At 67.9% G+C, this 22,801-nt stretch carries 24 protein-coding genes; 8 read left to right on the top strand and 16 right to left on the bottom strand.

What is annotated here, in order from left to right; all coding sequences use genetic code 11:
• Positions 1-3: 3 nt before the first annotated feature.
• The 6 genes from NBY65_RS33880 to soxR all read right to left on the bottom strand — a co-directional run bounded on the left by NBY65_RS33880 (position 4) and on the right by soxR (position 6,313).
• Positions 4-2,700: an ATP-binding protein gene (locus NBY65_RS33880; protein WP_150040198.1), complete on the bottom strand. Its 2,697-nt coding sequence runs from the start codon at positions 2,698-2,700 to the stop codon at positions 4-6.
• A 217-nt stretch (positions 2,701-2,917) separates the two neighbouring features.
• The gene (pufA, locus tag NBY65_RS19470) at positions 2,918-3,091 is read right to left on the bottom strand and encodes a light-harvesting antenna LH1, alpha subunit (protein ID WP_150040199.1); all 174 of its coding nucleotides are present in this window, start codon (positions 3,089-3,091) and stop codon (positions 2,918-2,920) included.
• Between the two features lie 18 nt (positions 3,092-3,109).
• Complete coding sequence (pufB, locus tag NBY65_RS19465; protein WP_150040200.1) at positions 3,110-3,247, bottom strand: light-harvesting antenna LH1, beta subunit; 138 nt, start codon at positions 3,245-3,247, stop codon at positions 3,110-3,112.
• 275 nt (positions 3,248-3,522) lie between these two features.
• Positions 3,523-4,455, bottom strand: coding sequence for a hypothetical protein (locus NBY65_RS33875; RefSeq protein ID WP_150040201.1), 933 nt, complete (start codon positions 4,453-4,455; stop codon positions 3,523-3,525).
• 237 nt (positions 4,456-4,692) lie between these two features.
• Complete coding sequence (locus tag NBY65_RS19450; protein WP_150040202.1) at positions 4,693-5,769, bottom strand: D-alanine--D-alanine ligase family protein; 1,077 nt, start codon at positions 5,767-5,769, stop codon at positions 4,693-4,695.
• Positions 5,770-5,857: 88 nt separating this feature from the next.
• Positions 5,858-6,313, bottom strand: coding sequence for a redox-sensitive transcriptional activator SoxR (gene soxR, locus NBY65_RS19445; protein ID WP_456312177.1), 456 nt, complete (start codon positions 6,311-6,313; stop codon positions 5,858-5,860).
• A gap of 111 nt (positions 6,314-6,424) precedes the next feature.
• On the opposite strand from soxR, the gene NBY65_RS19440 reads away from it, so the two are divergent.
• Complete coding sequence (locus tag NBY65_RS19440) at positions 6,425-7,150, top strand: SDR family oxidoreductase (protein WP_150040203.1); 726 nt, start codon at positions 6,425-6,427, stop codon at positions 7,148-7,150.
• 546 nt (positions 7,151-7,696) lie between these two features.
• Positions 7,697-8,182 (top strand): OsmC family protein, encoded by a 486-nt coding sequence (locus NBY65_RS19435; RefSeq protein WP_150040204.1) that lies wholly within the window; start codon positions 7,697-7,699, stop codon positions 8,180-8,182.
• A gap of 152 nt (positions 8,183-8,334) precedes the next feature.
• Here the strand turns inward: NBY65_RS19435 and pufA (NBY65_RS19430) are convergent, their stop codons facing one another.
• The 4 genes from pufA (NBY65_RS19430) to pufB (NBY65_RS19415) form a co-directional block, all read right to left on the bottom strand.
• Positions 8,335-8,508 (bottom strand): light-harvesting antenna LH1, alpha subunit, encoded by a 174-nt coding sequence (gene pufA, locus NBY65_RS19430; protein ID WP_150040205.1) that lies wholly within the window; start codon positions 8,506-8,508, stop codon positions 8,335-8,337.
• A 30-nt stretch (positions 8,509-8,538) separates the two neighbouring features.
• Positions 8,539-8,676, bottom strand: a complete 138-nt coding sequence (gene pufB, locus NBY65_RS19425) for a light-harvesting antenna LH1, beta subunit (protein ID WP_150039467.1) — start codon at positions 8,674-8,676, stop codon at positions 8,539-8,541.
• Positions 8,677-9,041: 365 nt separating this feature from the next.
• Positions 9,042-9,215, bottom strand: a complete 174-nt coding sequence (gene pufA / locus NBY65_RS19420) for a light-harvesting antenna LH1, alpha subunit (RefSeq protein WP_150040206.1) — start codon at positions 9,213-9,215, stop codon at positions 9,042-9,044.
• An 18-nt stretch (positions 9,216-9,233) separates the two neighbouring features.
• Complete coding sequence (gene pufB / locus NBY65_RS19415) at positions 9,234-9,371, bottom strand: light-harvesting antenna LH1, beta subunit (RefSeq protein WP_150040207.1); 138 nt, start codon at positions 9,369-9,371, stop codon at positions 9,234-9,236.
• A 511-nt stretch (positions 9,372-9,882) separates the two neighbouring features.
• Between pufB (NBY65_RS19415) and NBY65_RS19410 the strand changes: the two genes are divergently transcribed.
• The gene (locus NBY65_RS19410) at positions 9,883-12,159 is read left to right on the top strand and encodes a tetratricopeptide repeat protein (protein ID WP_162530489.1); all 2,277 of its coding nucleotides are present in this window, start codon (positions 9,883-9,885) and stop codon (positions 12,157-12,159) included.
• A 252-nt stretch (positions 12,160-12,411) separates the two neighbouring features.
• Here the strand turns inward: NBY65_RS19410 and NBY65_RS19405 are convergent, their stop codons facing one another.
• Together NBY65_RS19405 and NBY65_RS33870 are read right to left on the bottom strand one after the other, a co-directional pair.
• Entirely contained in the window at positions 12,412-13,734 is a 1,323-nt protein-coding gene (locus NBY65_RS19405) for a globin-coupled sensor protein (RefSeq protein WP_150040209.1), read from the bottom strand.
• A 500-nt stretch (positions 13,735-14,234) separates the two neighbouring features.
• The gene (locus NBY65_RS33870; RefSeq protein WP_284347517.1) at positions 14,235-14,873 is read right to left on the bottom strand and encodes a hypothetical protein; all 639 of its coding nucleotides are present in this window, start codon (positions 14,871-14,873) and stop codon (positions 14,235-14,237) included.
• On the opposite strand from NBY65_RS33870, the gene NBY65_RS19390 reads away from it, so the two are divergent.
• The 4 genes from NBY65_RS19390 (at position 14,860) to NBY65_RS19375 (ending at position 19,270) form a co-directional block, all read left to right on the top strand.
• The gene (locus NBY65_RS19390) at positions 14,860-15,273 is read left to right on the top strand and encodes a hypothetical protein (RefSeq protein WP_250265772.1); all 414 of its coding nucleotides are present in this window, start codon (positions 14,860-14,862) and stop codon (positions 15,271-15,273) included. The two genes, NBY65_RS33870 and NBY65_RS19390, sit on opposite strands and share 14 nt — an antisense overlap.
• A gap of 938 nt (positions 15,274-16,211) precedes the next feature.
• Positions 16,212-17,354 (top strand): helix-turn-helix transcriptional regulator, encoded by a 1,143-nt coding sequence (locus NBY65_RS19385; RefSeq protein ID WP_150040210.1) that lies wholly within the window; start codon positions 16,212-16,214, stop codon positions 17,352-17,354.
• A 30-nt stretch (positions 17,355-17,384) separates the two neighbouring features.
• Positions 17,385-18,527 (top strand): helix-turn-helix transcriptional regulator, encoded by a 1,143-nt coding sequence (locus tag NBY65_RS19380; RefSeq protein WP_150040211.1) that lies wholly within the window; start codon positions 17,385-17,387, stop codon positions 18,525-18,527.
• Positions 18,528-18,565: 38 nt separating this feature from the next.
• Complete coding sequence (locus tag NBY65_RS19375; protein ID WP_150040212.1) at positions 18,566-19,270, top strand: class I SAM-dependent methyltransferase; 705 nt, start codon at positions 18,566-18,568, stop codon at positions 19,268-19,270.
• Between the two features lie 56 nt (positions 19,271-19,326).
• Here the strand turns inward: NBY65_RS19375 and NBY65_RS19370 are convergent, their stop codons facing one another.
• A complete protein-coding gene (locus NBY65_RS19370) occupies positions 19,327-19,827 on the bottom strand; it encodes a GNAT family N-acetyltransferase (protein WP_150040213.1) in 501 nt (166 codons plus the stop codon).
• Entirely contained in the window at positions 19,821-19,997 is a 177-nt protein-coding gene (locus tag NBY65_RS19365; protein ID WP_408904180.1) for a YjhX family toxin, read from the bottom strand. Before NBY65_RS19365 ends, NBY65_RS19370 begins: the two co-directional genes overlap by 7 nt.
• A 571-nt stretch (positions 19,998-20,568) precedes the next feature.
• On the opposite strand from NBY65_RS19365, the gene NBY65_RS19360 reads away from it, so the two are divergent.
• Entirely contained in the window at positions 20,569-21,210 is a 642-nt protein-coding gene (locus tag NBY65_RS19360; protein WP_150040214.1) for a glutathione S-transferase family protein, read from the top strand.
• Positions 21,211-21,375: 165 nt separating this feature from the next.
• On the opposite strand, the gene NBY65_RS19355 is transcribed toward NBY65_RS19360, so the two are convergent.
• Together NBY65_RS19355 and NBY65_RS19350 are read right to left on the bottom strand one after the other, a co-directional pair.
• Positions 21,376-21,558, bottom strand: a complete 183-nt coding sequence (locus tag NBY65_RS19355) for a hypothetical protein (protein WP_203330439.1) — start codon at positions 21,556-21,558, stop codon at positions 21,376-21,378.
• 171 nt (positions 21,559-21,729) lie between these two features.
• Positions 21,730-22,797 (bottom strand): AbrB family transcriptional regulator, encoded by a 1,068-nt coding sequence (locus NBY65_RS19350; RefSeq protein ID WP_239002739.1) that lies wholly within the window; start codon positions 22,795-22,797, stop codon positions 21,730-21,732.
• Positions 22,798-22,801: the final 4 nt, after the last annotated feature.

The following is a 22,801-nucleotide window of genomic DNA, read 5'->3' as shown; positions in this document are numbered from 1 at the left end:
CCCTCAGCGCAGGGCCGGCTCGCGATCCAGCAGCGCCGCCACCCGCCCGGCCAGGATCTCGGCCTGGATCGGCTTGCGCAGTTGCACGACGTCGCCGTCCCCGCCCCCCTGCGCCACCGGCCCGGCCCCCTCGGTGGCAAAGCCCGTCAGCAGGATCGCCGGCAGCCCCGGCCGGCGCCGCCGTGCCTGCCGGATCAGCTCCGCCCCGTCCATGCCAGGCATGGACAGGTCGGTGATCAGCAGGTCCACCGCCTCCCCCGCCTCCAGCAGCGCCAGCGCCGTGGCCCCCTCCGCCGCGTCCAGCACGGCATGGCCGGCCTCGCGCATTTGTTCGGCGAGCACCTCGCGCACGCCGGCTTCGTCGTCCACCAGCAGCAGCCGCGCCGTCCCCTGCGGGGCGGGCGTCGCCCGCCGCGGCGCCAGTCCCGCGGGGGCCTCCGCCGGCGCCGGTTCCATGCCGGCCGGAAACCACAGCCACACCACGGTGCCGCGGCCGGGCGTGCTGTCGATCTGCAGGCCGCCGCCGCTCTGCTCGGCGAAACCGCGCACCATGGCCAGGCCAAGCCCCGTCCCCTTGCCCAGCGGCTTGGTGGTGAAGAACGGCTCGCTGGCCCGCGCCAGCGTCGCCGCGTCCATGCCCTCGCCGGTATCGGCGACCGAAAGGCGTACATAGGCGCCGGCCTGCAGCGCCACCGGATGGGCGACCGCGTCGTCCGGCGCCACCGTCACAGCCGCGGCCGCCAGGGTCAGCGTGCCCTTCCCCGCCATGGCGTCGCGCGCATTGGCGGCGAGGTTGACCAGCGCGGTTTCCAACTGCGCCTTGTCGGCCAGCAAGGGCGGCAGGCCGGAATCGGTCTCGACCCGCACCGCGATGCCGGCACCGAGCGTATGCGCCAGGATCTCCCGCAACCCGGCCAGCAGGGCGGGCACGTCCACCGCCTCGGCGCGCAACTGCTCCTGGCGGGAGAAGGCGAGCAGGCGATGGGTGATGGCACTGCCGCGCTCGCTGGCGGCGATGATCATGCCGGCGAAGCGGCGCACCCGCTCAATTTCGGTCGGGCGGGCACGGATCAGCGCGGCGCTGCCCTGCACCGCCTGCAGCAGGTTGTTGAAGTCATGCGCCACCCCACCGGCCAGCTTGCCCAGCGCCTCCATGTGCTGCGCATGCGCCAGCCGCGCCTGCGCGGCCTGGCGGGCCTCCGTCTCCTCGCGCACCCGCACTTCCAGGCTGCCGGCCAGGGCGCGGTAGCGGGCCTCGCTCTCGGCCAGCGCCGCCACCGCGCGGCGCTCGGCGTCGATGTCGGCGAGCGCCACCACCGCGCCGGTCACCACGCCGTTGGCGGGATCGCGGATCGGGGCGGCGGTGGAGCGGTACCAGGCCAGGCTGCCGTCACGACGGCGGAAGCGGATCTCCAGCGAGGGCGCCGCCTCGCCCGCCAGCGCGCGCGCCAGCGGGTAGTCCTCCGCCCGCAGCCGGTGCCCCTCCGGGTCGTAGCCCTCCCAGCCGCAGCAGGCCTCCCCCCCGGCGGAAGGACCCGGCGTGACGCGCAGCACTTCCCCGGCACGGCGGTTGCGCATCATGATCCGCCCCGAGGGCGCGTCGACGAGCAGCACGCCCAGCGGCATGTTCTCGAGCACGGTGCGCAACTGCGCTTCCCGCTCGGCGCGGCGGGCCTCGGCCCGGTCGCGCACCGCGCGCGCCTCGGCCAGGCCGCGCGCGGCGGCGTCGACCTCGCGCAGGCCGCTGCCACGGGGCGCGACCGGGGCGGTGGCCAGGCGGTCGATGGCCCCGGCGATCCGGCGCGACTGGTACCAGGCGGCAAGCAGGCCCAGCAGCAGCAGCCCGCCGCCGAGCGCGGAGACGATGGCCAGGGAATGCCACAGCGCCACCCGGGTCAGCGCCTCGGTCGTGCCGAGCAGCACCACCCAGGCGCAACCCGGCACGCGGGTGAAGGCGCCGACCACGCGCTCGCCGTTCAGGTTGACCGAGCGGATGGTGCCGGCCTCGCCGGTGGCGATGCTGCGCTGCATCTCCGGCGTGAGCCTCCGCCCGAGATACTCCGCGATCGCGACGGTGCGCGCCACGATCGCCCGCTGCCCGTCGACCAGGGTGGCGATCGCCCCTTCGCCGGGCAGCTTCTGCTGGGCCAGCACGCGATCAAGCAGCGTGGCGGGAAGCGCCATGTCGAGGGCGTAGAGCACGCGCCCGCCGCGCATCACCGGGACGTCGATGGCGATGATCGGCTGGTCGAGGATGGCAGCGCGGAACAGGTCGGACACCTGCGCACGGCCAGTGGCGAAGACGCGCTCGCTGATGCCCAGGTCGCCGCGGCGCGGCAGGGGCGTGCCGAAGGGCACGTGGGAATTGACCAGCATCTGGCCGGACCGGTCGGAGAGCACGATGCGGGCGTCCTCCGGCCGCGGGACCTGCTGGAGCTGGGCGTGGAAGGCCCGCAGGTCCCCGCTTTCCAGGTGCGGCGAGCTCGCCAGCGTCCACAACATTGCCTGGGCCAGGCCGAGTTCCCGTGCCACCGCCGCCGACAGCGCCCGGGCCTGGTGAAGCGCGTCCCGTTCCGTGGCGGCCGCGTCGAGCTTCCAGAGCAGGACGGCGCCCCCGGCCGACACCGCGATCATCGGCACCACCAGGGCCAGCACCAGGGTGAACAGGCGGGATCGTATGGTTGGCGACGATCGCGGCATAACCCGAAGTAGATGCCGTATAAAGGTAAGTCGCAAGCACCACGATCGGGTGCCATTTAGAAATATATATCGAATAATACTTGCACGGCTTGCCGTGCCTGCCGAAAATTTTTCGCCGCTCCTGCGGTCGCGGGCCAGTCACGTTTTCCATGGATGGAACGGCGGGCAGGGCCGCGCCCCTGCCCGCCATCCGTCGCGAAATCCTGCCGGGCGGGCGTTACTTCGCCGGGACGGTCTTCACCGGGCCGTTGATCCAGTTGAACTTCGGCTGGGCCACGACGGCGAAGTGAACGCTGATCGCGACCACCAGGGCGGCAATCCAGATCACGGGCAGCCAGATCTTCGGGTTCAGAACCAGCCAGATCTTCCAGTCGTCCTGCGGGTTGGCCATGAATGCATTCTCCTCAGATCAGAACCAGGGCTTCCAGGCGAAGACCAGCAGGTGCGCCACCGCGGCCACGCCGAGGAAGGCGGTGAAGGTGGTCTTGAACTGTTCGTGGAATTCCTGGGCTTCCGCGTCGGTCAGCCCGGAGAGGCTGTTTGCCATGGTCTCGGTTCCTCCAGTTTCACCCCTGCCGCGAACCTCGCGGCAGGTCTGCGCGAAACAACCCGAAAGTCGATGACCCAGACCAACCGTGTCACCTGCCGGTTTGTTCCACCAGTTTGAAACAAAACGAGAGTCCCGCCGGTATGTCAATGAATGTTTACATAGACTGATGTCATTTTTTTCTGACATCTGCGTGGTCGCAGGCGACGTGGCGGCATCACAGGTCCGGGCTGCCTGGCGCCCCCAACAGCGCCCAGGCGCGTGTTCCAGGGCGTCTACTTGAACCAGAGCAGCCCATCGAACTCAAAAGGAGAAGGCAACTGAGCGCGTGTCATCCCCGCCCAGGTCACCGACGTGTCGATCGTCCCATTGCCGTCCAGGTCGCCATGCATCGTCACGCCGGTCCAGCCGGCGGCTCCGGCATTGTCCACCCAGGTTGCCTTGCTCACGCCAGGGTGCCAGCCCCAGATGGAAAGTTCCTCTCCGGCTTCCCAGTCGGTGATGGTGGCCCAGGTCGTCGTTCCGCCCCGGCCATCCAGGAAAAACACGTCATGGCCGGCCCCTCCGGTCAGGAAGTTCGATCCCGTGCCGCCATCGAGGACATCGTTGCCGCCTCCGCCATTGGCGGCATCATCGCCACCGAGCAGATTGAAGAAATCGTTGGCATCTCCCCCGGCGACCACCTCGGCCGAGGCCGATCCCAGGAACTGGTATTGCAGGTAAGAAACCGGACCGGAGTATTTCGTTGGCTCTTCATATGATTGCTGGCCGCCACGAATAACCGGGATGACATACTTGCTATCGTCATCAATGACCGTAAAGGTGGCGCTGATCTCCGGTGCAACCCCGTTATGCGGATCCAGGGCGGAACGGTAGAACGAAATCCTGAAGGTTTCGTCTGACTCCTTCAGGGAATCGGCATTCAGCACGACGGAGGCGGTGGTTCCGAAGCCGGACAATGCAAACTGGTCCGCCGGCTCGCCACCAACGACATTCGAGAAAAAATCACTCCAGAAATCCTGGGTCGAGCCGGTAACAGGCTGCACTTCCCAATAAAATGACTTATAGACCGGCGTAACCTGATCAATCTGAAATGATAATGACGCACCGGCACCTTGGGATTTTCCACTTATGGTGCCCTCCATGACGCTTGTTCCAAATGAAGAACTAATTGTGTAGTTCCCATTTTTTGCAATGACCGTGCTCACCGCCGCCTCCCCAACCGAAATACCCTTGATAAAGGGTAAAAATACAATACTATACAGTAATATATTTTCTGATGTTTTGAATGCGAATTAAACTGAGGTCAGCCATGCGGGGGACAGCAGAAGCGCCCCTTTTCGCCAGGCGGCTCTCCGCGCCACGGGGCAGACCGGCATGGAATCGCGCGGGGCCTGGACGCCGGAGAGACTGGCGATCAGGCCCCGTCCGCCCCGGGCAGGCCTTCAGAAGGTTCGGGCGGCGCGGACCAGCGCATGCGCGACCAGCCGGTCGATGAGCTCCGCAGACCCGATGCCGCTCGCCGCCATCGCCCGCGGATACATGCTGATATCGGTGAAGCCGGGGATGGTGTTGATCTCGTTGACCAGCACCCGCGGCTCCGACGTCACGAAGACATCGACGCGGGCCATGCCGTCGCAGCCCGCCACCCGGAACGCCTCGGCCGCCACCCCGCGGATCCGGGCCTCCAGCGCGTCCGGCACCGCCGCCGGCACGATCAGCGCGGCACCGTCGGCGTCGATGTACTTGGCGTCATAGCTGTAGAAGCCGTGGCTCGCCGCCGGCACGATCTCGCCGGGACGGGAGACGAACAGGCCACCTTCAGGGTCTTCCAGCACCGCGCATTCGATTTCGCGACCGCGGATGAATTCCTCGGCCAGCAGCTTGCCGTCATGGCGGAACCCTTCCGCCAGCGCCGCCTCGTACTCCGCTTCCGTCGCCACCTTGCTGACACCGACGGACGATCCCTGCCGGGCCGGCTTGATGAACACCGGCAGTCCCAGCGCCTCCCGCACGTCAGCGAAGCCCGGCACGGCGCCGCGACGAATGGTGAGCGCGCGCGCGACCGGCAGGCCGGCCTCGCGCAGCAGGCGCTTGGTGATGTCCTTGTCGAGCGAGGTCGCCGAGCCGAGGATGCCGCAACCGACCAGCGGCACCCGCGCCACGTCCGCCAGGCCCTGCACCGCGCCGTCCTCGCCAGGCAGGCCGTGCAGCACCGGGAACAGCAGGTCGATCGCCGCCACCTCCCGTGGGGCGCCGCCCTCCGGGATCGCGATCATCCGCCCCGCCCCGCCGGGCACCAGGCAAAATTCCGTTCCGGCCTCGGGGGTTTCCGGCACACCGCCCTCGAACCGGCTCGACAGCCAGCGGCCGTCGCGGGTGACGAACACCGGCACGACCTCGTATTTCGCGGGGTCCAGCGCACGCAGCACATTGGTCGCGGACAGCACCGAGACATCGTGCTCGGCGGAACACCCGCCGAAGAGCACGGCGATGCGCAGCCGGCCCGAGGGATTGGTCATGGCAGTCTCCAACAGATTCCGGTCACTTCATGGGCACCCCCTCCGCTGGCATTGCCGGCCTTGTAGACGCGCGGGCGGCGCCGGGTCATCAGGGACGTTGCAGCAACACCGGCCCCCTGCCCTCCTCACCCAGCCGGTCGGAGGGGTTGCGCAACGGGCAGTCCTCCAGCGAGAGGCAGCCGCAGCCGATGCAGCCGTCCAGGTGGTCGCGCAACCGGGTCAGCCCGTCGATGCGCTCCTGCAGCGCCGTCCGCCAGGAGGCGACCATCTCCCGCACATCCGCCGCCGTCGGGGTCTTCCCGGCCGGGATCGGCTTCAGCAGCCCGGCGATCTCGGTCAGCGAGACGCCCAGCCGTTGCGCCACCCGGATGATGGCGATCCGCCGCAGGATGTCGCGCGCGTAACGGCGCTGGTTGCCGCCACTGCGGCTGGCCGCGATCAGCCCCTTCGCCTCGTAGAAATGCAGCGTGGAAACGGCAACCCCGCTGCGCCGCGCCACCTCGCCCACCGACAGCATCCTCGACGGCGTCGCGGTCCTGGCCACCCGAATGCCCCTTGACCTCAAGTTAAGTTGAGGTTTTATACGAAACGTCGGCTTGCAGGCGCAAGCTCTCCGGCGAAACGACGCCGGAGTGACGTCCGGAGTCGACACATCATGGGTTTGCACAAGACGATCGCCCTGGTCAGCGGGGCCAACCGCGGCATCGGCCTCGCCATCGCCGCCGGACTCGCGCGCCGGGGCGTGCACGTGTTGCTCGGCTGCCGCGACCTGCGCCGCGGCATGGCGGCGGCGGACCGGATGCTGGCGGAGGGGGTGCAATTGCGCCCGGTGCAGCTCGACACCACCGACGACGTCAGCACCGAGGCCCTGGCCGCCCTGGTCAGGCGCGATTACGGCCGGCTCGACATCCTGGTGAACAATGCCGGCATCGCGCTCGATGCCGATCCGTCGCTGCCGGTGGCCGAACGCCTGCAGCGGACCCTGGAGGTCAACGTCATCGGCACCGCCCGGCTGACCGAGGCCATGCTGCCGCTGCTCGCGCAGTCGAAGCGGGGGCGTATCGTCAATGTCTCCTCGGAGCTTGCCTCCTTCGGGCTGCGCACCGACCCGGAGTGGGAATACGCGAAATTTGCCATGCCCACCTACCAGGCTTCGAAGGCGGCGGTGAACGCGCTGACCCTCAGCTATGCCGCGCGGCTGCAGGAGCAGGGGATCAAGGTCAACGCCATCTGCCCGGGCTACACGGCAACCGAGGCCACCAACTTCATGGGGCCGCGCACCCCGGAGCAGGCGGCGGTGGTCGCCATCAACTTCGCCCTGCTCGACGATGAAGGCCCCACCGGCGCCTTTGCCAACGAGGCAGGCGAGCTGCCCTGGTAAGTGACCTTCATGCCGGCGGGCCGGGCCATTTCCCCGGCCCGCCACGCCGCAACGATGCAGCCTGCGGCTTCGTCAGGCAATGTCCGGATCGGCTTTCAGCCGCTGCATGCAATGCGGATCGCATGCAGCGGCCGTGCAGGCTTCAATGCAGGCAAGCTCGATCCGGGCCTGCAGCGTGATCAAGGGCGACTGCTATCGCCTTAATAATAAAATGATTCATTATTGGGTGTTTAACACCACCAAAATATCAGGTGGATCAAGCCACCGCCGAAAGCGGCACGGGGTCCCGGCGTGTTCTTCAATCCGCCCAGACCCTGAATCATGAAATCGAAAAGCTGAATTCGTCGGTGCGCGATTTCCTTCACGGTGTCCGGGCCGCCTGAGCCTGCGGGAACGTTTCGATGATCGGCTGATCAGGACACGGGAAAAATGTACCGGGCATGCGGGTCCGTCGCCGCCGGAATCGCACGGCCCTGACCTGCTATCCTGCCTGGCGGGCGCCCGCACATCGATTCGCCCCGGGCACCCCTTTCGGGAGGTGGCCACATGGCCGACAAGCAGCACGCCTATGCCGTCAGCGTGATCTGGACAGGCAACGAGGGCCAGGGAACCGCCTCGTACCGCGCCTACAGCCGGGCGCACCGGATCTCGGCCGCCGGCAAGCCCGACATCGAAGGGTCCTCGGACCCGGCCTTCCGGGGCGATCCGGCCCGGTGGAATCCCGAGGAACTGCTGCTGGCCTCCCTCTCGGCCTGCCACAAGCTCTGGTATCTCGGCCTCTGTGCCCAGGCCGGGATCGTGGTCACGGCCTATGAAGACAATGCCGAGGGGACGATGCGGGAACAGGCCGATGGCGCGGGGCAATTCACCCGCGTCGTGCTGCGCCCGCGTGTCACGCTCGCCGCTGGCGCGGACCGGGCGAGGGCGGAAGCCCTGCACCACAAGGCGCACGAGATGTGCTTCATCGCACGCTCGGTCAACTTCCCCGTTGAGCACCAGCCGATCTTCGCAGATGCGCCCGGCGCGGACTGATACCGCCCGGCGACAGGTCTGACGTTCGCCGCGCAGCGGCGCGCCCGACCAAGACCATGCCAGCCCCACGCGACTGATCCATCGCCACAAACGAATGGCGGGCAGGGCCACCGCCCTGCCCGCCATCCTGCGGGAAGAATGCCGACGGGCCGTTACTTCGCGGCGACCGTCTTCACCGGACCATTGATCCAGTTGAACTTCGGCTGCGACACGACGGCGAAGTGAACCGCGATCGCGACCACGACGGCGGCGATCCAGATCACCGGCAGCCAGGTCTTCGGGTTCAGAACCAGCCAGATCTTCCAGTCGTCCTGCGGGTTGGCCATGGGTGTGTTCTCCTCAGATCAGAATGCGAATCAGAACCAGGGCTTCCAGATCCACACCAGCAGGTGCGCAACCGCGGCGACGCCGAGGAAGGCCGAGAAGGTGGTCTTGAACTGGTTGTGGAATTCCTGGGCTTCGTCGTCGGTGAGCCCGGAGAGGCTGTTTGCCATTGTCTCACGTCCTTGCAGTTTCAATCGTTGCCGCGATCCCCGCGGCGGGTCGTTGCGGGACAGCCCGCCCGGCGATCACGCCCGGCGCTTGCATCGCCTCGCCTGTCGTCCCGCCCGAAGTTTGGAACGCGGGTGGAAGCTAGATTAACTCGATTTCAGGTGTCAATATGATTTTACGGTTTAAATGGCGTATTTTTATAAAATAAACAAATTTCCATCGTTGATTCTGCAGTCCGCCGCAGGCAGGCCAATGCGTGGCCGGGTGCGGGCCATTGGATATTCTTAATTTCAATAGGAAAAACAGCCACATGGCGGACAAGACCGAGGCCCTGTCCACCACTATGGCGAAGACGCCGGAGCGTCCCTTACTTCGGCGCGGCGACCGGCGCCGAGCCGTTGATCCAGTTGAACTTCGGCTGCGACACGACAGCGAAGTGCACGGCGATCGCGACCACCAGGGCGGCGATCCAGATCACCGGCAGCCAGATCTTCGGGTTCAGAACCAGCCAGATCTTCCAGTCGTCCTGCGGATTGGCCATGGGTATGCTCTCCTCAGCTCAGAACCAGGGCTTCCAGATCCACACCAGCAGGTGCGCAACCGCGGCGACGCCGAGGAAGGCCGAGAAGGTGGTCTTGAACTGTTCGTGGAATTCCTTGGCTTCGTCTTCGGTCAGGCCAGAGAGGCTGTTTGCCATCGTCTTGCGTCCTTACAATTTCACCTTTGCCGCGAACCCGTGACAGGCCTGAGGCGGGATCCCCCGCCCGGCACACGCCCGGCGATCACATCGCCACCCCGGCATCCCGCCGCCGGTTCGAAGCACGGGTGAACGGTAAATTACCATCCATTTATGTGTCAATAACAATTTACATGAAACAAAGCGTATTTTTGTGACATTTCCTCTCCCGACCCGCGGCGCCTCATCCGGGCCAGGAATGCGTAACCATTATGCCAGGGGGACGATCCGCCGGGGAGTCGGCTTTGCGCGCTTCCAGGCCGCACTGGTACCCGATGGCCCCCCTCGCACGGCATTGATCCCGTCGGCGACGGCGTGTCACGCTGCCGATTCATGCAGCAGGAGACGCCGAACCTGGCGAGACCCGCCCGCATCGTCCCGGCATCGGCAACACCACCCGCAGCGGTGTGCGCGGCTGGTTCGCCCGCCTGGGATCAAGGGCAGGCGGGGCATTGCCACGGATGATCCTTTCATGAATGCCATCGGCACCGCCGCCCTGGCCCTGCTGCTGCTTGCGCCGGGCTTCGTCGCCCACGCCGACGGGCCCGCGGGCTTCGTCGGCGCGCAAGGCTGCGCCGGATGCCACCCCGCACAGGCCGCCGCCTGGAAATCCTCGCATCACGCGCAGGCGACGCAGCCTGCCACCGCCGCCACCGTGCTCGGCAATTTCAACGACAGCAGCTTCACCTTGGGCGATGTCACCACGCTCTTCCACCGCGAGGCGGGACGCTTCATGGTGCGCACCGAAGGCGCTAACGGCGCGGTGCAGGATCATCCGGTTGCCTTCACCCTCGGCGTTTATCCGCTGCCGCAATACCTGATTCCCCTGCCCGGCGGCCGGCTGCAGGCACTGGGCATCGCCTGGGACAGCCGCCCCCGCGCGCAGGGCGGGCAGCGCTGGTTCCACCTCTCTCCCGACCATCCGCCGCGACCGGGTGACCCGCTGCACTGGACCGGCCGCCTGCAGACCTGGAACCACCAGTGCGCCGCCTGCCACGCCACCGACCTGCGCAAGAACTTCGACCTCGCCGCCAACAGCTACGCCACCACCTTCGCCGAGATGAACGTCGCCTGCGAAGCCTGCCACGGCCCCGGAGCCCGCCATCTGGCCTGGGCGCGGCAGCCGCCCGGCGCCGCGCGAGGCCCCGACGCGCAGAAGGGCCTGGCCAACCCGCTGCACCCCACCGATGGCGGCGTCTGGGAGATGGACCCGACCAGCGGCATCGCCCGCCGCACGGCGAAGCGGGCGCCGACGGAACTGGACACCTGCGCGCCCTGCCATGCCAGGCGCCACCTGCTGGTGGAAGCAGCGCCGCCAGGCACGCCCTTCCTCGATGTCGCTCTCCCCACCCTGCTGCGTCCCGGCGTCTATTTCCCGGACGGGCAGATCGAGGGCGAGGTGTTCGAATACGGCTCGTTCGTGCAGAGCGCCATGCACGCGGCCGGCGTCACCTGCTCGGATTGCCACGAGCCGCACGGTCTCGGCCTGCGTGCCCAGGGCAATGCGGTCTGCGCGCAGTGCCACCTGGCAACCCGCTTCGACGCCGCCACGCACCATCACCACGACCCGGCCGGACCCGGCGGACAATGCGTCGCCTGCCACATGCCCGGCCGCACCTACATGGTCGTGCATCTCCGCCACGACCACGGCTTGCGGGTGCCACGCCCCGACCTCGCGTCCGCGCTCGGCACGCCGGATGCCTGCACGCAATGCCACGCCGGCCGCGATCCCGCCTGGGCCGCGCGCGCGATCTCCGGCTGGTATCCCCAGGGGCGGCAGACGAAGCCGCAGTTCGGCACGGCCGTTTTCGCCGGCCGCACCGACGCCCCCGACGCCGCGCCCCGGCTGGAGGCGTTGCTCGGGCAACCGGACGCGCCGGCAATCGTCCGCGCCACCGCACTGGAGTTGCTGCGCGCGCAGCCGGGGGGCGTCCCGCCCCGCGGCCTCGCCCGCGCGGCCACTGATCCCGACCCGCTGCTGCGCGCCACCGCGGCGCAGGCCGCCCCCGCCCCGCTCCCGCGCGCCGCGCTGGCGGTGCTGGCGCCGCTGCTGGACGACCCGATGCGGGCGGTGCGGGTGGAAGCCGCCCGCGGCCTCGCCGCCGTTGCTCCGTACTTGCCGGACACATCGCGTGGCGCCCTGGCACGGGCCCTTCGCGACCTCGATCAGGCCGAGGCGGTCGATGCCGATCTGCCGGAATCACACCTGGCCCGCAGCCTGGTCCTGCTGGGCAGCGGCCAGCCCGACGCCGCCGAGCAAGCCTGTCGCACGGCGCTGCAGCTCGATCCGCGCTTCGTGCCGGCGCTGGTCAATCTCGCCGACCTCGCGCGCCTGCGCGGCCGTGACCAGGACGCGGTGGCGCGGCTGCACGAAGCGGTGCTGATCGAACCGGAGAACGCCGATGCCTGGCATGCGCTCGGGCTCGCGCTGGTGCGCCGGCAGGCACGGCCGGATGCGCTGGCGGCGCTGCGGCGGGCCCACGACCTCGCCGCGAACAATGCGCGCTACGCCTATGTCTACGCCGTGGCCCTGCACGCCGCGGGCGACCGCGCGGCGGCGATCGCGGTGCTGGAACAGGCGCAGCAGGCCCATCCCTCCGACCGGGATCTGCTGATCGGCCTGGTGACCATCGCCCGCGACGGCGGCGACCTGGCAACGGCACGGCGCTATGCGCGCCTGCTGCGGGCCCTCGCGCCGGGGGACGCACAGGCGCGCGCCTTGTCCGAGGCGCTGGAACGCGCCCCATAAGCGTGGGGATAAGCCGTTTGCAGGAGGCCAGGGCCCACCCTGGACCCGCTTCGTGCGCAGGCACGCGGGAGCGTGACCGCCACACGGCCCTTGCCCCCCATTCGCGCCGTGCGGCACGGCAAGGGCCGGGTGGATCAGGCGAAGCGGGCGATGATCGGCATGGGCTTCGGCGGCACCGATGCGCAGGTGCCTGCCACCATCGACGATCTCACGGCCAGGCCGGGTCACGCCTCGCCCGGACGGCGGCCGGCGTCACCGCACGTGCCGGACGGCCGCCAGGAACTGCTCGACCTGCGTGCTGAGATGCTGCGACTGGGTCGACAGGTCGTTGGCGCCGGAAAGCACCTGCTGGGCGGCGGTGCCGGTCTCGCCGATCGCCTGGTGCACGGACCGGATGTTCTCGTTGGCGGCGGAACTGCTGCGCACCACCACGCGCAGGTCCTTGACCATGCCGTCGGTCGCCAGGCGTTGCTGCTCCACGGCAGTGGTGATCGCCCGGGTGATGTCGCTGACCTGCTGGATGACGTTGCCGATGCCGGTGATGGCGGCGACGGCGTTCTCCGTCACTGTCTGCACGGCGACGATCTGCGCCGAGATCTCGTCGGTGGCCTTGGAGGTCTGGTTGGCGAGGCCCTTCACCTCGCTTGCCACCACGGCGAATCCCTTGCCGGCGACGCCGGCGCGGGCGGCCTCGATCGTGGCGTTGAGCGCGAGGAGATTGGTCTGCGAGGCCACGCCCTTGATCAGGGTGATGACATCGCCGATGCGGCTGGCGCCGTCGACCAGCCCCTTCACGAGCGATCCGGCCCGTTCCGCCTCGGTCACCGCATTGTTGACGATGCGGGTGGCGTTTTCGACCTGGCGGGTGATTTCATGGATCGAACTGCTGAGCTGGTCGGTGGCGGCGGCGACCTTCTGGGCATTGTTGCTGGCATCGTCGCCCGCGGTGCGGGCGGATTGCACCTGGGTGGCGGAATGCTCCGCGATCCGGCTCATCGCCTGGGCGGTGCCCTGCAACTGCGTCGCCGACGCGCTCACGCCCTTCACCAGGCCGGATACTTGGCTTTCGAAGGCATCGGCGTGACGATGCAACTGCTCGGTAGCCTTACCCTCGGCCGCATTGATGTAGACCGCGGTAAATATTTCGATATCGAAGAATACGGTCTTGCTGAGCGTAAATAATAACTTTGAAAGATGATCGGGTTTTTTATAAAAATTCTTGGCAATCACTTCAGATATTTTGCTGGAAACCATCGACCAGAACACAAAATACCAACGTAATGATAATCCAGTTTTCTGTCGTGCCTCGCAGATTTTTATTGAATGCTGAAATTGTGCTTCAGAAAATTCGCCGGCAAAGATGTCGTTCAGCCAATGCTCTTTTTGGCCGGCCTTCGCCTGCTTCAGGTCAATCGTTGCATAAACCTTCTGGACTTCGGGAAATCTCAGGATCCACTCGAAAGCCTTGTCGAGGATACCGTCGATGTGCTGGGCCACCAGAGGGCGCAATTCCCGCAGCATCGTGGAGGCTTCGTTGTCAATTCCCATGGATTGCAGGCGAACGAGACGATCCATATGGTTAAACCATTCACTGCCGATCGTACATAGATTAGGATTTATGCATAAACCTACAGCTAAACAAGCTGATTTTTATTTATCAAATGCTAAATATATTATAGTATAAGCTAAATAACATCACCTCGAATGCACCGCAGGAATCACCCACCCCGGCGACGAGAACTTCCTGACCGGCAACGCCAACAGGCGTCCGCGGAGCCCGCCCGGATCGATGCGATCCCCCTGCCCCACCTGCACACCTTGTCTGGTCCTGCCTTGGCTTTGCACTGCGTGGTTTGCGATTGCGTCACCTGCCCATCCGCAACCGCGGGAGCAAACGCCCCTGCGGCGGTGGTTTTTCCGCCGCAGGGATGCGCGTGGGCGGATGAGGGCCGGCCCCCGAACAGCGACCGGAGATGCCGTCGTGCCGCGACACCCGCCCTCGATCCGATAGCCCAATCGCTACGAGGCGGAGATCGCCGGTGCGACTGGAATATTCAGCAGCCTTGCGCGCCCGGTCACAGGAACGGGACCGGATCTTGCTCAGGCGCCCAGGATAACGCCTGGCACCGGGGGCGCGTCATACAGAGAGGCGGTATGGCCGCCGCCACCGCCGCCGCCCTGTCCGCCACCGCCGCCACCACCCTGGCCGCCGCCCCCCTGGCCGCTGCCATAGCCGTAACCGCTGCCGTAACCGCTGCCGTAGCCACCGCTGTTGCTGCCACTGCCGCTACCACCGCCGCCGCCCTGGCCACCACCGCCACCCTGGCCGCCCCCACCGTTGCCGCTGCCGCCACCGCTCCCGTAGCCGCCCCCCTCTCCGTAGCCGCCGCCGCTGCCGTTGCTGCCACCACCACCACCGTGGCCGCCACCGCCGCCACCACCGCCACCCTGGCCGCCCCCACCGTTGCCACTGCCGCCACCGCTCCCGTAGCCGCCCCCCTCTCCGTAGCCGCCGCCGCTGCCGTTGCTGCCACCACCACCACCGTGGCCGCCACCGCCGCCACCACCGCCACCCTGGCCGCCCCCACCGTTGCCGCTGCCGCCACCGCTTCCGTAGCCGCCCCCCTCCCCGTAGCCGCCGCCGCTGCCGCTGCTGCCGCCTCCACCACCATGGCCGCCACCGCCACCACCACCGCCACCGTGACCACCGCCACCACTCGGCCAGAAGTCGCTGATGTTAAGATTGGACAGCCGGATCGATTGCCCATCAGGCAGGCTCAGGACCACGTCTGGTCCGTTCTGATCAATAGAAAGGTAAATGTTCGGGTTACTGAGACCATCAGCGCCGTTCACCAGCAGCGCGTCAGTGCCCGGTGTGAAGTCGGCAATCGTGTCCTGGCCATCACCGGCAAGGAAAACGAAAGTATCTCTGCCAGGTCCTCCGATCAGGAGGTCATCCCCCCTTCCACCGGACAGCGTGTCATTCCCTGGCCCACCATTCAGTGTATCATTCCCAACCCCACCAGTCAGATTGTTGTCTCCAAAATTGCCAAGAATGTAAGTCATGATAACGCTCCTTATTTTCCAGATATGCACATGCACATGCGCGCATGACATGACATTCATTGCGACATGAATTTGCATGAACGTGAATGCAATACATTTACTGCATCCAGCATGCAATTTTCATCTCATTGAGTGCGAGCATGTTTTACGTAGCATACACCTCGATAATATGAATACACTTCAAATAATACTTCGATCACATGACGGAGATATTTATAATTGCTCAATGGCACGTTTTTATTTGATAAAATGCCGTTTTGACTGGCCTGCGGGAAAGCTGTTCAGGGGATGTCGGGCAAATTGTCGGACGTGCCCGACCACGCTCGCACAGCCGGGCTGACCGGCGGAGGATCCCGATCCGGGCCGGGCAGAGGCGGCGCGGTTTAAAAACCGCCCACTCCGTAACGGCCAATATTGAAATAAATGCTGTAAAGTTGAAGTGCATATCTCGTTACTGACGTGACTCTCCGGCCCGTACCTTCATGCTTTCCCCTGTCCAGGGCCCCGGCACCCGTCGGGCACGGCCTGCCATGAGAACGGCCGACCTGCGGCATATCTTCCTCCGGTTTCTTTTCTGCCGGTGCGACCGTTTCGTGGAACGGCCGATCCCATCATCCCGCGCTCGCACAGGCTTCCGATCCGGCGTTCGCCCCGGCACCACGAGGCAGCATTTCCGCCGCAATCAGAGTACCGGCGCCAGTTGAAGGATGCCCCGCAACCGATACCTGACATATGGCCACCGCGCTACCGTCCCCGTCCCCGCCCGGGGCGCCAGTCGAACAGGCGCCCCGCACGCTCCAATGCTTTCCACCCGGTAAGTTGTCTCACGGCCCGACCGGACTTTATTGACGCTTCCTCTCGCCGCCGTCATACGAATGCATGACGACACCCGGGAAATTCCGGAGTCGCACAACGCTCGCCGGATCGTGAGCCTTTCCCGGGCGGCAGCGGTCAGGCCCGTCACGTGGCACGAGGCAGGCAACGGAATGTCCGAGGACACCGACTCCACGATGTCCACCCTGATCGGTGCGATCTACGATTGTGCATTGGCGCCGGATCACTGGCCGGAAACGATGCGGCGGATCTGCGCCTTCCTGGATTGTGGGGGCGGCGAGCTATGGATCGCCGATCCGGCGACGCGACGGCCGCGTTTCGCCTGCTCGTGGCGCCAGCCCGGGCCGGCCACGCGCATGAGCCTGGGAACATTCCCCTACGCCATGGAAGCGCATGCGCGCAGGATTGCGGCAGCGGGGGATCCGGATGCCCCGCTGGTCCTGCACCGCATGCGCGGCCACGCGAACGTCCTCGCCGGCGAGGGCCACGGGACGGTCGCGCCGTTGCCCGGCGGAGGCGATGCTCTGGGCCTGGTGGTGCTGGACCGCGACGACAGCCTCGGTTGGCTGGGGCTCGCGCGGCACCGGAGCGCGGGCCTGTTCACCGGGCGCGAGGAACGGCTGGCGCGCCTGCTGGCGCCGCATATCCGCCGGGCCGTCGCGATCGGCGATGTGCTGGAGCTGCGCACGCAGGAACGCGACGCGTTGGCGGATGCCCTGGACGGGGCCGCCGTCGGCATCGGCATCGTCGATCGCGACGGCACCCTGCTGCACGCGAACCTCACCGCGCGCCGCATGATGCAGCAGGATGGCCCAATCCGCTGCGTGAACGGCAGGTTGTCGGCGCAGAAGCACCCCGACACGGCGGCGTTGCAGGACGCGATCGCCACCTCCCGGCCGATGGCGTGGCACGACCGGAGAGGCATCGCCGTGTCGCTGGGCGGCCCCGCCGATCCGCCGGCGCTGGCACAGGTGCTGCCGCTCGATGCCGGTTCACGCAGCCCCGGCATCCTGTCGCGCGCCGCCGCCGTCGTCTTCGTCACCCCCGCGCCCCGCAACGAAGCGGCCGGGCTCGCGGCGGTCGCGCGCTGCTTCCGGCTGACACAGGCCGAGGCTGCGCTGCTCGGGCGCCTCGTCGCCGGGACGGCGCTGCCGCAGGCTGCCCGCGACCTCGGCATCGCCGCGACGACAGCCAGGACGCATCTGGCGCGGATCTTCTCCAAGACCGCGACATCACGCCAGGCCGAGCTGGTCGGCCGCGTGCACCGGATGATGCCGCCGGTCCGCGCCGAATAGCCGCCACGCCCCCCGGGAGGGAGAAACGGCATGGACACCCCGAGCGCCGCCGGCATTTCGGACCTGATCGGTGGCATCTACGATTGCGCGCTGGACCCGGACACCTGGCCGGAGGCGATGCGGCGGATCTGCGAAGCGCTGGACTGCATCATGGGGCGGCTGATGGTGGTGGACCTGCGCCGCGGCGCGCTGCGCTTCGGACGCGCCTGGAACGAGCCGCCCGGGGTCGCCGAGATCATCGCCAGCACGTATCGCGGCGACGTCGTCGCGGCCGTCGGCGCCGCCATGGGCGATGCGACGCATGACCCGGACGAACCCTATGTGCTGTCGCGCAAGCCGGGCGGGGTGAATTTCCTCTCCGGCCCGGTTGCCCGCGACTGGGCCACCCCCTCGCTGGGCTGGTGCGACGCGCTGAACGCGATCGTCCTGCGCGATGCGGGCCGCGTCGGCGTCTTCGCGGTGGTCCGGCACATCGATACCGGCGTGGCGACCAGGCGGGAGATCGCGATGATGCGCCGGCTGATCCCGCATCTGCGCCGGGCCGTCGCGATCGGGGACCTGCTGGAGATGCGCCGGCTGGAGAATGCCGCGCTGGCCGGAAGCCTGGACGGGCTGGCGGTGGGCATCGGCATCCTCGACCGGGAGAGCAACATCCTGCATGCGAACCTGGCCGCCCGCCGCATGATGGAGCAGGACGGGCCGATCCACGAGCGGGGCGGCAAGCTGTGCGGAGGGCGCCTGGACGAAACCGCCGCGTTGCGCAGCGCCGTCGCCGCCTCGGACGACGAGGCGGGCATCGGGCGGGCCGGGCTGGGGGTGCCGCTGGGCGGCCCCGCCGACCTGCCGGCGCTGGCGCATGTGCTGCCGTTGCGGGGCAGCGAGCACCGTCGGCGCCTGCTGCCCCGTGCCGCCGCCGCGATCTTCGTCACCCCGCCCGCCCGCGACCACGCGGAGGGGCTGGCGGCGGTGGCGTCCCGCTTCCGCCTGACCCCGGCGGAGGCGCGGCTGCTGGGCCATCTCGCGGCCGGGACGGGGCTGGCGCTGGCCGGGCGCGCCCTGGGCATCACCGAGGCAACGGCGAAGACGCATCTCGCGCGGATCTTCGCCAAGACCGCGACGTCACGCCAGGCCGAGCTGGTGGCGCTGGTCAGCCGGCTGGTGCCGCCCGTCTGAGCCGGATCACGCCACGTACGCCCCCAGGAGGCAGGCCCATGATCGCAATCGTCAGGAAGGCAGCCCGTCGCGGCTATGCGCTGTTGTTTCCCCGCGCGTTCAAGCGCCACCATGAATTGAGCTACTGGAACCGGCGCTACCTCGAACAGAATGGCTGCCTGTCGAACGCGCACTACGAACCGCTCTACACGACCGTGTACGGCCTGCGGCGGGAGGACTACGCGGGCAAGCGCGTCCTCGACATCGGCTGCGGCCCGCGCGGCAGCCTGGAATGGGCCGACATGACCGCCGAACGTGTCGGCCTCGATCCGCTGGTGGCAGAGTACCTGAAGCTCGGGGCGGACCGCCACAGGATGCGGTATGTCGCCTCCGGCTCGGAAAACATCCCGTTCCCGACGGGGCATTTCGATATCGTGACGTGCCTGAACGCGCTCGACCACGTCGATGACCTGGCCAGGACCATCCGCGAGATCGGGCGGGTGACGAAGCCGGGCGGGTGCTTCCTGCTGAGCGTGGAGATCGACCATCCGCCGACCCCGACCGAGCCGATCACCATCGATGACCAGGCCCTGGGCAAGCTCGCGGCCGACTTCACGGTCGCCGCCGCATTCAGGGTCGGCACCCCCGCCGACCACGACCTGCACCGGGCCGTGGTGACACGCTCGCCTGCCTATGTGCCGGGCCGCCCGGGAATTCATGTCGCGCGGTACGTGCGCCACCAGGGGTCAACATCCGACGGATGATACCCGCCACGAGCGGTCGGGCTGCACCTCTCGATGAGATACAGCCCGACCTTCCGTCAGTCCTGTTGGTCCAGACCGAATGCCCGGTGGTGGATCAGTTCTCCGCGCGGCTCAGTGGCGTCGAACGGCAAGGCCTGAACCACTTCGGGGGGACAGCCAACCACGCCCAGTCCAGGAAAGGACCGGAAGCCGAACCGGCCGTAATAGGCGGGGTCGCCCACCAGCGCCACGCCCCGGCTGGTCGCCCGCAGTCGGCGGAGGGCCTCGGTCATCAGGGCCGTGCCGATCCCCTGGCGATGTCTTGACGGCAAAACGGCAAGCGGGCCGATGAGCCCCCACCCCTCCTGCGTCCCGATCCGTGCCGCCGAGGCGGCCAGATACCCGATCACCTCGCCCGCCTCCTCGGCGACAAGCGAGAGGACAAGCGCGTCCTCTGCCCTGAGCGCCTCAACAATCCTCGCCTCGGTTCCGGTCGCTTGCGCAAGCAGCAGGAGGGCTTCCGTGACAACCCGGCTGATCGCCGGGATGTCACCCATCGTTTCATCACGGATCAGCATGTCATGCCCCCTGATTGTCGGGTTGCGCACGGATGGAGGCGCGGCCGCGTTTCGAAATCCGATATGGGCGGCCTGACCGGGATTCTGGGTCCGTCGCCACGCTGGTGGAGGATGCAGCCCCCAGGGGCCAGGACGTGCAGCGCACGTTGCTCATTTCGTGAGAAGTTCATGCAGCGCTCGTATGATGGACGTGGAAAAAACACCCCGGCGCGCATGCACCGGCGGCTTTGAACTCACGAGGCTCTCTGAAATTCAGAGAACCTTATCACACAAGCTCTGACATCCAGTCTCCAGTGACCGCGCAACGAACGTTGTCGCCGCGCACCTTCCCAATACGGGCGTCGTGCGCTCCTGACAATTGGAAAAGCGACCTGCTGCGTGGAGATTGACCATCCGCCGACCACGACCTGCACCGGGCCGTGGTGACGCGCTTCCCTGCCTGTGTGCCGGGTCGGCCGGGGATTTATGTCGGGCGTTACGTGCACTGCCCGGACAGCGTTTCCGGGAAACCGCCCCTGTCCGGAACGCCATGCCCATAGCGGACGCTGGCAGCCCGGCTTCCGGGCGTTCGAACCAAAGCGCTTTTTGCCTGACTGTCGTCAGGCGCGCAGGCGCGCGCTCCAGGCTTTTAATTGAAGAGCGGATTCACGCCTTCGCACGTTCCGCTCTGCGGCGATCCGCTCTAGGCTTCCCGTCCCATGCCCGCTACCGCGCTACCGCGCCGAATCCTGGGAGACCACCATGGCCGACGGCCGCGACGTGCTGCTCTACCACATGCCCCACACGCGTTCCTCTGGCGTGCTGTTGCTGCTGGAGGAGCTTGGCGTGCCCTATCGCCTGCATGTGCTGAACCAGCAGGCCGGCGAGCAGCGCCAGCCCGCCTATCTCGCGGTCAACCCGATGGGCAAGGTGCCAGCGCTGCGCCACGGCGACGCCGTCGTCACCGAGCAGGTTGCCATCTACATCTACCTTGCCGACCTGTTCCCCGAGGCCGGCCTGGCCCCGGCCATCGGCGATGCCCTGCGCGGACCCTACCTGCGCTGGCTGGTGTTCTACACCTCCTCCTTCGAGCCGGCCGTGGTGGACCGGGTCCAGCAGCGCGAGCCCGGACCGACCGCCATGTCCCCCTACGGCGACTTCGACACCATGCTCGCCACGCTGGCCGGGCAGTTGCGCCAAGGCCCTTGGCTGCTTGGCGACCGCTTCACTGCGGCCGACCCGCTCTGGGGCTCGGCGCTGACCTGGGCCATCAAGTCCGGCCTGTTCCCGGAGCGGCCGGAATTCGCCGCCTACCTGCAACGCTTCAACGGCCGGCCCGCCGTGGCCCGGGCCAGCGCCCGCGATGAGGCACTGCTCGCGGAACAGGCCCGGCCGCAGGCTTAGAGCGTTTTCCGCCTGTCCGGAGTCGGGAGCAGAGCGGACATCGGAGCCGCAGGCCCTATGGCCGCTGACCACCCTATCCGGCTGCAGGGCGTCCAAGGCCGTATAATTTGGATTCGATCCGAAACGGCGATTGGCGCGGGCCTCCTGCACGCAGCCGGGCGGCCCCTACGCAAGAACTTCGTCGAGCCAGTCCAGCACCCGGTCGTTCAGCAACGAGCGGTTCATCATCTCGCAATGCCCGCCCGTGCCTTCGGCCGCCGTGAAGCGGACAAGCGCTTTCGGGCAGCGCAGCGCGTCGAAGAACGCCTGGGTCCCCGCCGCAAGAGGATCGTCTTCCGCCAGCGTCATCAGCGTCGGAGCGGATGTAGGCGATCGGCCACGTCCCGAAGGCGTCGTGGAAGTCCTGCCTGAAGATCAAGCCCCCTGCCGCCCCCCATTGCCGAAGCCGCCTGCGAACGGTGGATGCGGTGCGGCTCTCCAACAAGACACGAAGCAGCGGCCTTATGCGCGTCAAACCCGTCAGCCGGCGCCGCGCCCCGCCGGCAGGGCGTGGCGGGCCACCAGCCGGGCCAGCAGCGGCCCGGTGAAGACCAGCACCAGGAAGCGCCCGGTCTGCATGGCCACGACGAAGGGCATGTCCACATGGCTCGACGCGGCGATGATCGCGACCGCATCGGCGCCACCGGGGCACATCGCCAGATAGGCGGTCAGCGGGTCGAGTTCGCTCACCGCCGCCAGCAGCGCGGCCATGCCGCCGCAGATCCCGATCAGCACCACGATCGCGACGGTGATGCGCGGCAGCGCGCGGAGCACGTGCCGCACCGTCGTGCGGGTGAAGCGCAGGCCGATGCCCCAGCCGACCACGGCGTAGCTGCCGGCCAGCAGCCAGGGCGGCAGGGTGATCGTCAGCACCCCGGCATCGCCGAGCGCGGCCGCCGCGACCATCGGCACCAGCAGCGGGGCCGAAGGCGAACGCAGGCGCCAGCCCAGCCCGACGCCGGCCACGATCACGGCCAGGGTCCCGGCCAGGGCCGCCCCGTCCACCGGCCCCAGCCAGTCCGTCGCCGTCGTCGCCGCCGTCCCTTCGCCCCAGAGCTGCGCCACCGCCGAGGCGGCCAGGGTGACCAGCGCCACCCGCAGGTACTGCATGAACGCGACCAGGCGGATATCCTCGCCGAACGCCTCGGCCATCAGCGCCATGGCCAGGGCGGCGCCGGGGAAGAAGCCCCACACCGCCGAGCTGCCCGGCAGCACCCGCCAGCGGGCGAGCAACCAGCCCAGTGCCATCCCCGCGGCGATGACCGCGCCGATGGAAAGCAGGAACAGCGGCCAGTCCCGCAGCATGGCGGAGAGGATGGGCAGCGTGATCACCCGCCCCATCATGGCGCCGATCACCCCCTGGGCGAGCCAGAACAGCGGCCGCGGCACCGCCACCGGGGCGAGGCCGGCGGCGACGACGATGCCCGCGAGCATCGGCCCGAGCAGCAGCGCGGCGGCCAGCCGCATCCATTCGAACGCGGCGGCGAGCAGCACGGACAGCAGCACCAGCAGCGCCCACAGCGCCACCGGGCGACGACAGGGCGGCACGGGA

Origin of the sequence: Rhodovastum atsumiense (assembly GCF_937425535.1) — a bacterium.
Lineage (GTDB): Bacteria > Pseudomonadota > Alphaproteobacteria > Acetobacterales > Acetobacteraceae > Rhodovastum > Rhodovastum atsumiense.
Note: the sequence above shows the minus strand (reverse complement) of the source record. Positions and strands in the feature narration are given on the sequence as shown.